At 38.5% G+C, this 13,315-nt stretch carries 12 protein-coding genes; 7 read left to right on the forward strand and 5 right to left on the reverse strand.

The window, feature by feature from the left end:
* Window positions 1-26: 26 nt before the first annotated feature.
* The 3 genes from R2R28_RS16070 to R2R28_RS16080 all read left to right on the forward strand — a co-directional run bounded on the left by R2R28_RS16070 (window position 27) and on the right by R2R28_RS16080 (window position 3,773).
* A complete protein-coding gene (locus tag R2R28_RS16070) occupies window positions 27-1,208 on the forward strand; it encodes a formimidoylglutamase (protein WP_316826702.1) in 1,182 nt (393 codons plus the stop codon).
* Between the two features lie 137 nt (window positions 1,209-1,345).
* The gene (locus R2R28_RS16075; RefSeq protein ID WP_316826703.1) at window positions 1,346-2,506 is read left to right on the forward strand and encodes an ATP-binding protein; all 1,161 of its coding nucleotides are present in this window, start codon (window positions 1,346-1,348) and stop codon (window positions 2,504-2,506) included.
* A gap of 121 nt (window positions 2,507-2,627) precedes the next feature.
* Complete coding sequence (locus R2R28_RS16080) at window positions 2,628-3,773, forward strand: TlpA disulfide reductase family protein (RefSeq protein ID WP_316826704.1); 1,146 nt, start codon at window positions 2,628-2,630, stop codon at window positions 3,771-3,773.
* Window positions 3,774-3,862: 89 nt separating this feature from the next.
* On the opposite strand, the gene purD is transcribed toward R2R28_RS16080, so the two are convergent.
* The 5 genes from purD to dcd form a co-directional block, all read right to left on the reverse strand.
* Window positions 3,863-5,134: a phosphoribosylamine--glycine ligase gene (gene purD / locus R2R28_RS16085; protein WP_316826705.1), complete on the reverse strand. Its 1,272-nt coding sequence runs from the start codon at window positions 5,132-5,134 to the stop codon at window positions 3,863-3,865.
* A 105-nt stretch (window positions 5,135-5,239) separates the two neighbouring features.
* A complete protein-coding gene (locus R2R28_RS16090; protein ID WP_316826706.1) occupies window positions 5,240-6,115 on the reverse strand; it encodes an SDR family oxidoreductase in 876 nt (291 codons plus the stop codon).
* A gap of 75 nt (window positions 6,116-6,190) precedes the next feature.
* Window positions 6,191-6,952: an enoyl-CoA hydratase/isomerase family protein gene (locus R2R28_RS16095; protein WP_316826707.1), complete on the reverse strand. Its 762-nt coding sequence runs from the start codon at window positions 6,950-6,952 to the stop codon at window positions 6,191-6,193.
* A gap of 122 nt (window positions 6,953-7,074) precedes the next feature.
* Entirely contained in the window at window positions 7,075-9,765 is a 2,691-nt protein-coding gene (locus R2R28_RS16100; RefSeq protein ID WP_316826708.1) for a TonB-dependent receptor plug domain-containing protein, read from the reverse strand.
* 203 nt (window positions 9,766-9,968) lie between these two features.
* Window positions 9,969-10,505 (reverse strand): dCTP deaminase, encoded by a 537-nt coding sequence (gene dcd / locus R2R28_RS16105; RefSeq protein WP_316826709.1) that lies wholly within the window; start codon window positions 10,503-10,505, stop codon window positions 9,969-9,971.
* A gap of 71 nt (window positions 10,506-10,576) precedes the next feature.
* Between dcd and R2R28_RS16110 the strand changes: the two genes are divergently transcribed.
* The 4 genes from R2R28_RS16110 (at window position 10,577) to R2R28_RS16125 (ending at window position 13,312) form a co-directional block, all read left to right on the forward strand.
* On the forward strand, window positions 10,577-11,224 hold the full coding sequence (locus R2R28_RS16110) for a 4'-phosphopantetheinyl transferase family protein (protein ID WP_316826710.1): 648 nt from the start codon (window positions 10,577-10,579) through the stop codon (window positions 11,222-11,224).
* A gap of 12 nt (window positions 11,225-11,236) precedes the next feature.
* Complete coding sequence (gene lipB / locus R2R28_RS16115; protein WP_316826711.1) at window positions 11,237-11,965, forward strand: lipoyl(octanoyl) transferase LipB; 729 nt, start codon at window positions 11,237-11,239, stop codon at window positions 11,963-11,965.
* A gap of 43 nt (window positions 11,966-12,008) precedes the next feature.
* Entirely contained in the window at window positions 12,009-12,734 is a 726-nt protein-coding gene (locus R2R28_RS16120) for an SGNH/GDSL hydrolase family protein (RefSeq protein WP_316826712.1), read from the forward strand.
* Window positions 12,735-12,823: 89 nt separating this feature from the next.
* Window positions 12,824-13,312, forward strand: coding sequence for a DUF5684 domain-containing protein (locus R2R28_RS16125; RefSeq protein ID WP_316826713.1), 489 nt, complete (start codon window positions 12,824-12,826; stop codon window positions 13,310-13,312).
* Window positions 13,313-13,315: the final 3 nt, after the last annotated feature.

The raw sequence follows: 13,315 nt of genomic DNA on the forward strand, positions 1-13,315 counted from the left end.
ATATTTGAGCCGAGAGTTTTAAATATATGTCATTAACGGATTTCTTTTCCCCCATAAACCCCGATAGTTTTACACCCAGACAAGGATTTTTTACAAGTCAGTTGGGTTTAAAAGCACAGATCTATACCGAATCGTTTCCCGATTTTGAGGAAAACACTTACGATCTGGCCATTTTTGGGGTGCTTGATGGAAGAGGTGCTGTTAATAACGAAGGTACTGCCCTCGCCCCTGATTATTTTAGGGAGAAATTTTACAAACTCAACGAAGGTGCTTTTAACAGCAGGATTGTTGATTTAGGTAATATTAAACATGGCGCTACCATTGCGGATACTTACATTGCCATTAAAATGGTGGTTGCCGAACTGATTAAAAAAGACATTATCCCTATTATTATTGGCGGCGGACAGGATTTAACCTACGGCCAGTACCTGGGTTATGAAGATTTAGAGCAAAAAGTAGACCTGGTGGTTATTGATAACCAGTTTGATATCGGAGATGATGACCATGAGGGCATCGCTACACGATCGGACTGTTACCTAAACAAAATTTTTCTTCACCAGCCCAATTACCTGTTCAATTTTAGCAATGTTGGCTATCAAACTTATTTTGTAAACCAGGAGAGCTTGAGCGTAATGGATAAGTTATATTTTGATGTGCACCGCTTAGGCGAGTTTGCGCAGGATATTACCTTAACTGAACCCATTATCCGCAATGCAAATATGATCAGTTTTGATATGGGTGCCATCCGCTCTGCCGATGCTGCAGCAAATGCCAATACTACGCCAAACGGTTTTGATGGCGAAGAAGCCTGCCGCATTGCACGTTATGCGGGTATGAACGATAAACTGACCTCAATTGGTTTTTACGAATTTAACCCGGCTTATGATAACAACGGGCAAACAGCTTTCCTCCTTGCCCAAATGGTGTGGTATTTTGTTGAAGGCTTTTATGCCCGTAAAAAAGATTTCCCTTTAACGCCAAAATCGCAGTTTATGATTTACCGTACCAGCTTAAAAGATGGTTCGGGAGAAATGATGTTTGTAAAGAGTAAAAAATCAGACCGCTGGTGGATGCAGGTTCCTTATCCCTCGGGCCAATCGCAAAATGAGCGTTACCACCTGGTGCCTTGCCGGTATGATGATTACCAAACCGCAGTTAATGGCGAAATGCCGGATTTATGGTGGCGAACCTATCAAAAGCTGAATTAGATTTGTGTAATTTCAAAGTAGACGCTGTGTAATTTCAAAGTTGTGTTTGTACAATTTCAAAGTAGAAGCTGTGTAATTTCAAAGTTGAAGTTGTATATACTTGTTTTTTGTTGTATTTTTGATTAAAACAACTAACTATGCAACAATTAGTTAAAAGACATATAAGCAAATACATTGAACAACAAAAAAGCAAATTCCCAATTATTGCCGTTACAGGCCCACGGCAATCTGGAAAAACTACCTTATTAAAAAATATATTTAAAGATTACAGATACATCTCACTAGAAAACCCTGATGTTAGGGCGTTTGCAACTGAAGATCCAAATGGTTTTTTAAACGAATACAACAATAAGGTGATTTTTGACGAGGTGCAAAAAGCTCCATTACTCTTTTCTTACCTACAGGGTATAGTTGATGAATCTAAAATAATGGGCCAATTTATTTTATCGGGCTCTCAAAATTTCCATTTGATGCAGGGTATCACACAAAGCCTTGCTGGTAGAGTAGCCCTATTTAAACTTTTACCTTTCGATTTATCAGAACTTAAAGCCAACAACTTACTTGAAGATTCATTTGCAGAGACTTGCGTTAAAGGTTTTTATCCTGCCATTTACGATCGCGAGATACAGCCCGGTATATATTTTACCAATTATATACAAACCTATGTAGAAAAAGATGTTACTGAACTTTTAAATATCAAAGATTTACGAGCATTCAGGACATTTATTGGGTTATGTGCCAATCAGGCAGGACAATTACTTAACTTAAGTGCGCTGGCAAATGCCTGTAATATATCACAGCCAACGGCAAAAAATTGGCTTTCTGTTTTGGAAAGCAGTTATATTGTATATCTTTTGCAGCCATATTATGAAAATTTTAATAAACGCCTGGTAAAAACACCAAAACTTTACTTTTATGATTCAGGCTTGCTGTGTCATTTACTTAAAATTAAAACCAGCGAAGCCCTGACAAAGAACAGGTTAAAGGGAAATATCTTCGAGAATATGGTCATTACCGAACTTCAAAAACAAAACTATCATAACTACCTAAATAACGAGTATTACTTTTGGCAGGATAATCATGCCAATGAAGTAGATTTGCTTATGTCAACTGATGAGGGCTTCTCTATATTTGAGATTAAAGCTACACAAACAATTACTTCTGATCTCTTTAAAAACATGGATAAGTTTGAGGCTAATGCAAGCCCTAAAAAAGTGGAAAAAACATTAATCTATGGAGGATTAGAAAATCAAAAACGCAGTAAATACAAAATATTAAGCTGGAGAGATCCGAAATAAGGAACAAAAGTTATTTAAATTTTCAAAATGTTAAACGGAACTAATCTATCATAATTTTACACAGCGATTTACGTTTTAGCAGTACAGATTTCTATATTTGAAGAACGATTAACTAACCCGCATGAAAAAAACATTATTAGCTACAATGGCCATATTGCCATTTGCAGCATTAGCACAAAAGCCATTTACAGTTGATGGCAATATTAAAGGTTTAAAAACCGGAGATAAGATTTACCTGGTTTACAGGAGTAACGATAAATCGGTAACCGATTCTACAACGGTAGCAAACGGCGCCTTTATTTTTAAAGGTACACTAACCGATCCGGCTGCCGGAAACCTGTTCTTGAATAAAAATCCTTATATCAACCGTCCGGCCCAGGGCGAAGTTTTGGATTATCTTTCTTTATTCTTAGAACCGGCAACCATTAAAGTAACGGGAGCTGATTCTATAAAAAATGCAGCCATTACTGGATCAGTAATTAACGATGATAACAAAAAACTGAAAGCTTTAACCAAGCCGGTAGATGATCAAATCAGTGCCATTAATACAGAGTATGCTAAACTTACCCCGGAACAACAAAAAGACCCAAAAGTAAGGGAAGATGCCATGAACCGCTACGATAAAGCATCAGCGGCTTTAACACCTATTTTATTAAGTTACGCAGGTAACAATCCAAAATCTTTTATCAGCTTAACAGCACTTAACCAATTGGCTACTGATCCTGACCAGGTGTTGGCTGCAGAGAAAGCTTTTTCAGGACTATCACCTGAACTTAAAGCAACTTCTACAGGTAAAAAAATTGCCAATATATTTGATGCCGGCAGAAAAACAGCTGTAGGTGCAATGGCGATGGACTTTACACAAGCTGATACGGCCGGAAAACCAGTAAAACTATCTGATTTTAAAGGCAAATATGTTTTGGTTGATTTCTGGGCTTCTTGGTGTGGCCCATGCCGTCAGGAGAACCCGAACGTAGTAGTTGCCTACAATAAATTTAAAGATAAAGGCTTTACCGTTTTAGGTGTTTCTTTAGATCGTCCGGGTAAAAAAGATGCCTGGTTAAAAGCAATTTCAGATGATAAATTAACCTGGACTCATGTTTCTGACTTAAAATTCTGGGATAATGAAGTAGCTAAAATGTACGGTATTCAATCCATCCCTGCTAACTTTTTAATTGATCCAAACGGAAAAATTATTGCCAAAGGATTAAGGGAGCAAGCTTTACAGGATAAACTTCAGGAATTATTAGGAAGTAGATCGAAATAAGAATTCCCGATAAACCGGGAAGGTATGACGAAATAAGAAACCCGCAGATTAATTAAAATCTGCGGGTTTCTTTTTATAGGTATTTTGGCTTAAATTAAGTCAAAACCAATATCTTCCCTGAAATATTTACCATCGAAATAAATCCTTCCGGCATCGGCAGTTGCTGATTGTAGGGCTGTAAACAAATCTTTCTGTAAACTGGTAATGGCAATTACCCTCCCACCATTGGTTTTCACTACATCGTTTTCTAAAAGCGTTCCGGCATGGAAAGCATTAGAATGGCGCAGGTTTTCGATTCCGCTAATGGCTTTACCTTTAAGGTAATCGCCAGGATAACCACCTGCAACAATCATTACGGTTGCAGCAGTTTGCTCAGAAATAACAAGATTAATTTGATTTAACTCTTTATTAGCTGTAGCCATGAACAATTCTACTAAATCATTCTCAACTCTAGGGATCACACTCTCTGTTTCAGGATCGCCCATACGTGCATTGTACTCAATTACGAAGGGTTCTTCTCCAACTTTAATTAAGCCGAAAAAGATAAAACCTGTATAATCGATATTATCTTTCTTTAAACCATCTACTGTTGGTTTAATAATACGCTCTTCTACTTTGGCTAAAAACTCAGGGGTGGCAAATGGAACCGGAGAAACCGAACCCATACCCCCTGTATTTAAACCGGTATCGTTTTGACCGATGCGTTTATAATCTTTAGCTGAAGGCAGTGTGATGTAATTTTCACCATCAGTTAAAATAAATACTGAAAGTTCTATACCACTTAAAAATTCTTCGATGACTACTGTTGCACCCGCTGCACCAAATTTGCCGCCAAGCATCAGTTTTAATTCTTCCTGAGCTTCGATGGTTTCGGTACAGATTAACACTCCTTTACCTGCTGCCAAGCCATCGGCCTTTAAAACAACAGGCAGTGCATGGTTTTGAAGGTAAGCTAAACCGTCTTCCAAAGTTTCAGGGGTAAAAGATTTAGAAGCTGCAGTAGGAATACCATGGCGCTCCATAAACTGTTTAGAAAAATCTTTACTGCCTTCTAAGATAGCACCTTCTTTTTTAGGTCCGATAACGGGAATGTGTGCGATAGCTTTATCGGCAAGAAAAAAATCATGAATACCATTTACCAAAGGCTCTTCTGGTCCAACAACAACGAGTTCGATGTTTTCGGTTAGCACTACTTTTTTAATGGCGTCAAAATCGTTCACATTGATGTTGATATTGGTACCATAAGTGCCTGTACCACCGTTTCCTGGAGCAATAATTAGTTTATCGCAGTGCGAAGACTGGCTCATTTTCCAGGCAAATGCACTTTCTCTGCCGCCTGAACCTAAAAGTAAGATATTCATATGTGGCAAAGATAAATAAAAATGTAAGAGGGAAAATGTAATATGGATGATTTATCTGGCGATCGGAAATTTATCCGTTTTCCTTCATCCATTTCATATCTTACTCTATTTCGCGCTTCTCGTCATTTGCTCCAGCATATCCCACATTTCGTTAGGGATTGCTTCCAAACCGTTCATCTGGCCTGCGCCCTGCAACCATTCGCCACCATCAATGGTAATTACTTCGCCATTAATATAACCGGAGAAATCGCTCACCAAGAATGCTGCTAAGTTGGCCAGTTCCTGATGATCGCCAACCCTTTTTAAAGGCACGCGGTTTTTAAAGTCGAATTTTTTGGCCAAATCGCCGGGTAACAAACGTTCCCAGGCACCTTTTGTAGGAAACGGACCTGGTGCAATGGCATTGGTACGGATGCCGTATTTACCCCATTCAACCGCCAAAGATCTGGTTAAAGCTAAAACGCCACCCTTTGCACAGGCCGATGGCACCACATAGGCCGAACCCGTAAAAGCATAAGTAGTAATAATATTTAAAACGGTTGCAGCCTGTTTTTCCTTAATCCAGTGTTTACCAAAAGTAAGGGTACAGTTTACTGTTCCTTTTAATACGATATCGATAATGGATGAAAATGCATTGGCAGATAAACGCTCGGTTGGAGAAATAAAATTACCGGCAGCGTTGTTTAACAAAACATCAACTGAACCAAATTTCTCCAATGTTTTGGCAAGTACATTTTCTACCTGTTCTACCTCTCTTACATCACAAGCTACCGCCAATACTTTACCACCGGTTTTTTCTTCCATTTCATCGGCAGTTTTTTGTAATACCTCCTGCTTACGACTGGTGATCACTAAATTGGCACCCAATTTTAGAAAATAAATGCCCATTGCTTTTCCCAGTCCGGTTCCACCACCTGTAATGACAATGGTTTTTCCTTTTAAAGCATCTTCTCTGAGCATTGGTGAGTTATAACTGAACATCGTGTATTTGGTTAATCGGTTAATTGTTGAAATTGGTTAACTGTTGGTTGCAAATTGTAAACTGCCAACTAAAAACTACTTCCGTTGTAAATTAGCTAAAATGGTCTGCAAAATATGGCGTGTTGCCGGGGACCACCATTGGGCCAGCATTTTTTCTAAAGCTTCAGATTGATCTGCAGAAACAGCAGCAATCAGTTCTTCGCGGATATTCAGTTTACTTTGCGACCAGGTGTTGCTTTCCTGCTCCATATACTTTTTAATTTTACGTTCGGCAGCTGTTAACAAACTTTCGTTCTTTACCAGTTCATCTACCAAACCAACTTTTAAAGCTTCTTCGGGGTTATACAATCTACCAGAAAGCAAGCTTCGGGTTGCTTCAGCTTTACCAATCCAAAAGGCATATAACTGAAAAATGCTATTGGGTACAATAATACCTACCGGAACTTCATTTAAACCAATAATGTACTGCCCTTCGGCCATGATGCGATAATCGCATGCTAAAGCCATTACGCAACCACCTGCAGGACTGTGCCCGCTAATTGCTGCCACCATCGGTTTTTTAAAAGCAACCATGTTTGCGGTGAAACCTAAAAACAACTCCCAGAAAGATTTTGCTTCTTCTTCGTTATAATTATAAAGCTCTACTAAATCCAGGCCAGCAGAAAAAAATGGTGCGGCTCCGGTTAAAATTACACCGCCAATGTTATCATCGGCGGCAATATTTTTAAGCATATCATCAAGTTCGGTAATCAACTCGCGGTTTAAAGCGTTCGATTTTCCTCTGCTTAATGTAATGGTAGCTAAACGGTCTTTAACACTTACTTTTATTGTATTCATATTGTAAATAGTATCAAGATTGAAATATTGAGCAGCAAGATTGCATTGAGTATCGAGATTAAAGTATCAAGACAAACACACAAGCTATGCATGCATACTAATTCAAATTTATCTAATTTTTACTATTTAACATCATAAGTGTACACTTTTCTACCTAAATGCCCTACAGCATCAATTCCCTCAATCACAACACGGTAGTTTCCAGGTTCATCTGCGTTATAAAATTCGAATTTGGCTTTTCCGTCTTTATCTGCAACCACCTGCGGATTCCAGTAAATGGTTGTTCTTAAATCGGCTCTGTTACTTGCTGTTGCTGAATCGTATTTTGGCGAGTAAAATTCTCTGGAAATCGAAAATCCTTTAGGGTTAAAAGTTACAATACCCGGTGCATAACGGTTGCTGCTTCTACCTCCATCGCCACGTTTAGTGGTAATGATGATAACCCCGCCACTTCCCTGCGAACCATAAATGGCCGTGTTGCCTATGCTCTTTAAAAGTTCGATGGTTTCAACATCCGATGGAATAACATTATCCAGAAAGTCGGCTTCCATCTGCATACCATCTACAATAATCTGAACCGGAATATTCTGGCTACGCATTAAGTAAGGCACATTGCTTTTAAAAATCACTCCAGGTAAACGGCCCTGTAAACATTGAGATAGGGTAACGCAGGTAGATAACTGATCAGCCGTCATTACATAATCGGCCCGGCCGGCACCATTTAAATTCGATGAATTTTTAGCCGGATTTTTCTTCTCGGTAATGGTAACTTCTTCTAATTTTATGGTTCTTTCAAGCAGCCCTAAACGGGTCATCTCGTTAAAATAATTATCGCTTTCTTTAATGTACTTCATCAACGTATTGTTTACATTGATGTCGATATCAGCACCGTTTTTGTTTTTGGTTACAATCTGATTGGGAACTACATCTAAATTGATATCCACAAATTTACGCTCAGTTTTTGTCCTCGCCTGCACTACAAACTTTGTACTGTCGCCAAAACTCAGGTTATCAAAAACAAATTTTCCTTCGGCATTGGTTACGGTATCTAAAATATACATGGTTCCCTTTGTAGCCATGAGCATTACTTTGCCGCCAGGTACAGGCTTATTTCCTTTGGTTATGGTTCCACTTATCGTGATAGACTGTTCGGGCTGATAAGTAATATTAGGCCCAACATTATTGACGATATTTTTCCAGATAAACCTTCTCCACCCCTGGGTAAGCATCAGGTTATCCAGTTCTTTTTGAGTTTGAACATCATCTTTTAAAAAGTAGTGATTAGGTTTTTCTACATACCCGATCAAATCAGAAGTGAGCAATAAAGAAGTCAGGATATTTGATTCATTGTCTTCATCTGGCGTAACTTTGGTTGCATTGGTAACGGCAACAGAAAAACTACCCAAAACAGGCTGGCCACCACTGGCTGCATCGAAGGCGAAACTAGCTTTTCCCTTTTTAGTAGCTGAAACCTGAGTTGAATTGAGTGATAAATCAAGCAGACCAGATTTATTGTTTACAAAAATTAAACGTTCTGCAATTGGCTGGTTAGCACCAGAAAACAAGGTAAACTGAACAATGCCCGTAGGTAAATTCTTTTTAGGAATATTAGCCAACAATACTTGCTTATCCATTTTTGCTTTGGAAACATAATATACGTTACCACCATGTTGCGCCACAACCTTTACTTCTTCACCATTAACCATATCGGCACTACCCATAATTTTAAGCACTACTTTACCGGTATCCAAACTATTTACCGAAATGGTATAACCACTTTTAACTGATGCCGGAAGCTTTACTGTTTTTTCTGACCCATCTTTAAATTTAATTTTAGCTGAATATATTTTACCGGCCTGGCTGTTGAACACGAAATTCCCCATCCCAAGGTAACTGGTGGCAAAATTGGTAACCTCGTTACCAGCTTCATCTACTATAACTCCTTCTACATCTTCGCCACGCCCGTTTGAATTAACCGCTTTTATTGCCACTTTTTGAGGCAATTCTTCTATCAGTAATCCTCCTTCAGGCATAAACTGCACGTCTACATCATTGGAGGTTGAAGTAATCGGGATAGATTTGATTACTTTTTGTTTGTTATCAATTGTGATGGTGGCAATGATTTTGCCCGATTTATTCTGGAAAGATTGGCTATTGGTAAAATTGATTACCGCATCGCCGGTTAAGCTGGTTTTTACCCTTCCTTTGGCAACCGAACGATAATCTAACTGTACATCGTAACTCACGTCATTTTCACTATAGGCTACGCCATTTTTATCTTCGAAATGAACGGTAGCGGTTACCTTATCTGCATTGTTTTCTTTTACAAAATTGTAACTTGTTTTTGTAAAAACTTTGTTAGCCCAGCTATTTCCGATCTTAATTGTTTTATCGAAGAAGAATTCTGTGCCAAAATTCCGCATGTAATTGGTGTAAGCCCTGATGCGGTAATTGCCTTCTCCGAGTGAATCTGTAAGCTTAAAATCGCCCCAGGTAATACCACCCATTAAGGGTAATTTGATCGTTTTTTTAAGGGAATCTTTTTCGTTAATCAGCTCTACATAAAGTATTTTACTGATGTTTGATGGTGCTGAGGTTTTGGTATTAACAACATATGCTTTAAACCAAACATCATCTCCAATGGCATAATAAGGCTTATCTAAATGGAGGTGAACTTTTTCCTGGGGGTATTTGCTGGTGTAATCTTCGAATTTTTGTAAGAGTTGGCTAAATGGATCATCGTCCATTTTAAATGCGGTAAAGCCAATTAATAAACAGATGATACTGAGTGCGTAAATAATTCTGGGTTTCATGTGGTTAGGTAAAATAAAATAAGCGTCAAGGTACAAAACCTACTGCATACTTTTATGAAGATCCCATGAAAATTAGTTCGACTTCTAAGTTTTTAGTTAATAGCTTCAAAAACACCTTAATTTACCGAACCGATTAACCCAAAATAGTTAGCCGTTTTCAGTTCACAGTTTGCGCCATTAACCGATTAACCAACTTTTAACTACTAAAACTTATTCTTCCACATCATGCTCTCTACGGGCCTTGTAGTTTTATTATTGTATTTGGCGTTTCCTTTTGAGTTATACAGGGTTTCGATATTACCTTCAACTGCGAAATAGATCAATTGACCAATGGGCATACCTGCATAAATTTTAACAGGTTGCGCAACCGATATCTCGAGGGTCCAGGTGTTGCAGAAACCCACATCACCTTTTCCGGCGGTGGCATGAATATCGATTCCTAAACGCCCCGTACTGCTTTTACCTTCTAAAAAAGGAACATGTTTGTGTGTTTCGGTGTATTCTAAAGTAACACCAAGGTATAAAACACCAGGATGAAGCACAAACCCATCTTTAGGGATTTCGAAATGCTCGATTTCGTTATGCGCCTTAGCATCCAGTACACGGCTTTTATAGGTAGCCAGGTATTTTCCCAAATGAACATCATACGAGTTTGTGCCTAAACATTCGCGTTTAAACGGCTCGATGATGATTGTACCCTTCTCAATTTCTTCTAATATCCTGCTATCAGATAATATCATTTTTATGCGTATTTTTGGCCTAAATTATCATTTATTTAAGATAATTTTGCATGTAATCTCCAATTTAATCAATGCCAATCGTTTACCATAAAAATATTGATCAGCATTCTGTTTTAGCAATCTGGAAAATTGAAGAAACGGAAGAAGAATTGTTGGCCGGACTGCAGCTTAAGCAGCACGAACGTGATATCATATCCTCGCTAAACAGTGGAAAAAGATTGCTGCATTGGCTGAGCACAAGGTTGCTGTTAAGAACGATGCTGAATACAGCAGAATACATCGATTGCCAGTTTGATGAGCATGGAAAACCTTACCTGGTTAATTTCGACTACCATATTTCTTTAAGCCATTCTTACGATTATGCAGCGGTAATGATTAGCAAAGACCACCCTGTTGGTGTAGATATTGAACTAATCAAGCATAAAATAAAAAGCATTAAACATAAGTTTTTGAGCGATGTAGAACTTGCCCAGAAACAGATTGGCGATAATACGGAGGGTTTATATGTAGCCTGGTGCGCCAAAGAGGCCATTTACAAGTGGCATGGCAAAAAAGGACTGGAATTTAAACAGCATATCCACATTAAACCCTTTAAACTAAAAAGTGAAGGCTCTTTAAATGCAATAGTTGAACTCCCAAATGGTACCCGAGAGTTAAGCGTAAACTATTTTAAAACCAAAGATGGTTATATGTTGGGTTACGTGGCAGGCAATTCTTAAAAATATACAGCGATGAACGAAGCAGCAGAAAAAGTAATTGCAACGGATTTAAAACCAACCATATTTACTGATTGGGGTTTAACCGATTACCAGGAAGCATGGGATAAGCAGGAAGATTTACTAAATAAAACGGTCGCCATTAAAACGGAAAACCGTGTAAACAATACCCAAAAACCTACACCCAACCACCTTGTTTTTTGTGAACACCCACATGTTTATACGTTAGGAAAAAGCGGACATCCGGAAAATTTATTGCTTGATGAACAGGGTTTAAAAGAAAAACAGGCCACTTATTATAAAATTAACCGTGGCGGAGACATTACCTACCACGGCCCGGGACAAATTGTGGGTTACCCGATCCTTGACCTTGATAATTTTTTCACCGATATCCATTTATACCTGCGCACTTTAGAAGAGGCCGTAATCCTTACGCTGAAAGATTATGGAATTGAGGCTGGTCGTTACCCTGGTTATACTGGTGTTTGGTTAGATGCCAATAATGAAAAAGCACGTAAAATTTGCGCCATGGGTGTTCGATGCAGCCGTTGGGTTACCATGCATGGTTTCGCTTTTAATGTGAATGTAAACCTTGATTATTTTAAAAACATCGTTCCCTGCGGCATTGATGATAAGGCAGTAACTTCACTGGCAAACGAACTTGGTTATCAACCGGATATGGCAGAAGTAAAAGAAAGATTAAAAAACCATATCGCCAACCTTTTTAAAATGAGGCTTATTTAAAGGGTAATAAAACTAAGTTTAAAGTTACTTCGTAGATTTAAACATGAAAATTTTATTAAACCTCTTTTTATTTTCTTTTTTAACTTCGGGCTGCACAAAACATGCCTCTATGATTAACGATCCGGTTATCAATCAAGCTCCAACTCCATCAAACGGAACAGGAAATTTTACTTACCTCGCCCTTGGCGATTCTTATACCATTGGCGAATCTGTAAAACAGGTTGAATCATTTCCTTACCAACTTCAGAATTTACTAAAAGCTAAAGGCAGTATTGTGGCTAACCCCAAAATTATTGCAACTACGGGTTGGACAACAGACGAGCTCCAGGCAGCCATTAAAAAAGAGAACTTAAAAGGAACTTATAACTTTGTTACGCTTTTGATTGGTGTAAATAACCAGTACCGCGGATATCCGATCGATACTTACAAAAAAGAGTTCGCAGAATTGTTACAAACGGCGACTGCATTTGCAGGGGGCGACAAAAGCAAGGTTTTTGTGGTTTCAATCCCTGATTGGGGCGCTACTCCTTTCGGAAAAAACTCTGGAAGAAATCCGGCAACCATCGCCACCGAAATTGACAACTATAATGCCGCCAGCCAAGCAATCACGCTTGCAGCCGGCATAAGCTATACTGACATTACTCCTGCTTCCAGAAATGCTTCAACAGATAAATCATTGGTTGCCGACGACGGGCTGCACCCAAGTGGTAAAATGTATGGCGAATGGGCCGATGCTTTATTAACAAAAGTAGCCGGTGTGTTGAAATAATTTAACTTCTATTTATTCTGTTTTTAAATTAAAAAAATTACTTTAGTTTAACTATTTAAATTAAATCACCTTAAAAACAGTAAAAAATTATGAATGAGTATGAATCAAGCGGAGTAGCCGCAGGTATTGGCGGTGGAATTGCATTCGTTTACCTTGCGGTAATCGTTATTATGATTGTCGGAATGTGGAAAGTGTTCGAAAAAGCGGGCAAACCAGGTTGGGCAGCCATCATTCCGATCTATAATTTAATCATTTTATTAGAAATTGTTGGTAAACCAATGATCTGGATTTTATGGTTAATTATTCCTTGCGTTAATATTGTATTTGCCATCTGGCTTTATAATTTAGTGAGCAAAAGTTTTGGAAAATCAGAAGGATTTACTGTAGGTATGGTGATCTTCCCATACATCTTTTGGCCTATTTTAGGATTTGGTTCAGCTAAATATTTAGGTCCATCTGCGGCAGAAGCGCAAAATGGCGGTTTTGGAAATAATCCATTTAACAATCAGAATAATCCATTCAACAAACCATCTGATAATCAAAACACGCCAAACGATACCCCTCCACCGGTAGTTTAATCA

It is taken from the genome of Pedobacter miscanthi, assembly GCF_032678605.1.
Lineage (GTDB): Bacteria > Bacteroidota > Bacteroidia > Sphingobacteriales > Sphingobacteriaceae > Pedobacter > Pedobacter miscanthi_A.

Bases quoted from the DNA above. Each gene is read 5' to 3' on its own strand.
- R2R28_RS16070 (WP_316826702.1), top strand. From the start codon at position 27: ATGTCATTAACGGATTTCTTTTCCCCCATAAACCCCGATAGTTTTACA.
- R2R28_RS16075 (WP_316826703.1), top strand. From the start codon at position 1,346: ATGCAACAATTAGTTAAAAGACATATAAGCAAATACATTGAACAACAA.
- R2R28_RS16080 (WP_316826704.1), top strand. From the start codon at position 2,628: ATGAAAAAAACATTATTAGCTACAATGGCCATATTGCCATTTGCAGCA.
- purD (WP_316826705.1), bottom strand. From the start codon at position 5,134: ATGAATATCTTACTTTTAGGTTCAGGCGGCAGAGAAAGTGCATTTGCC.
- R2R28_RS16090 (WP_316826706.1), bottom strand. From the start codon at position 6,115: ATGTTCAGTTATAACTCACCAATGCTCAGAGAAGATGCTTTAAAAGGA.
- R2R28_RS16095 (WP_316826707.1), bottom strand. From the start codon at position 6,952: ATGAATACAATAAAAGTAAGTGTTAAAGACCGTTTAGCTACCATTACA.
- R2R28_RS16100 (WP_316826708.1), bottom strand. From the start codon at position 9,765: ATGAAACCCAGAATTATTTACGCACTCAGTATCATCTGTTTATTAATT.
- dcd (WP_316826709.1), bottom strand. From the start codon at position 10,505: ATGATATTATCTGATAGCAGGATATTAGAAGAAATTGAGAAGGGTACA.
- R2R28_RS16110 (WP_316826710.1), top strand. From the start codon at position 10,577: ATGCCAATCGTTTACCATAAAAATATTGATCAGCATTCTGTTTTAGCA.
- lipB (WP_316826711.1), top strand. From the start codon at position 11,237: ATGAACGAAGCAGCAGAAAAAGTAATTGCAACGGATTTAAAACCAACC.
- R2R28_RS16120 (WP_316826712.1), top strand. From the start codon at position 12,009: ATGAAAATTTTATTAAACCTCTTTTTATTTTCTTTTTTAACTTCGGGC.
- R2R28_RS16125 (WP_316826713.1), top strand. From the start codon at position 12,824: ATGAATGAGTATGAATCAAGCGGAGTAGCCGCAGGTATTGGCGGTGGA.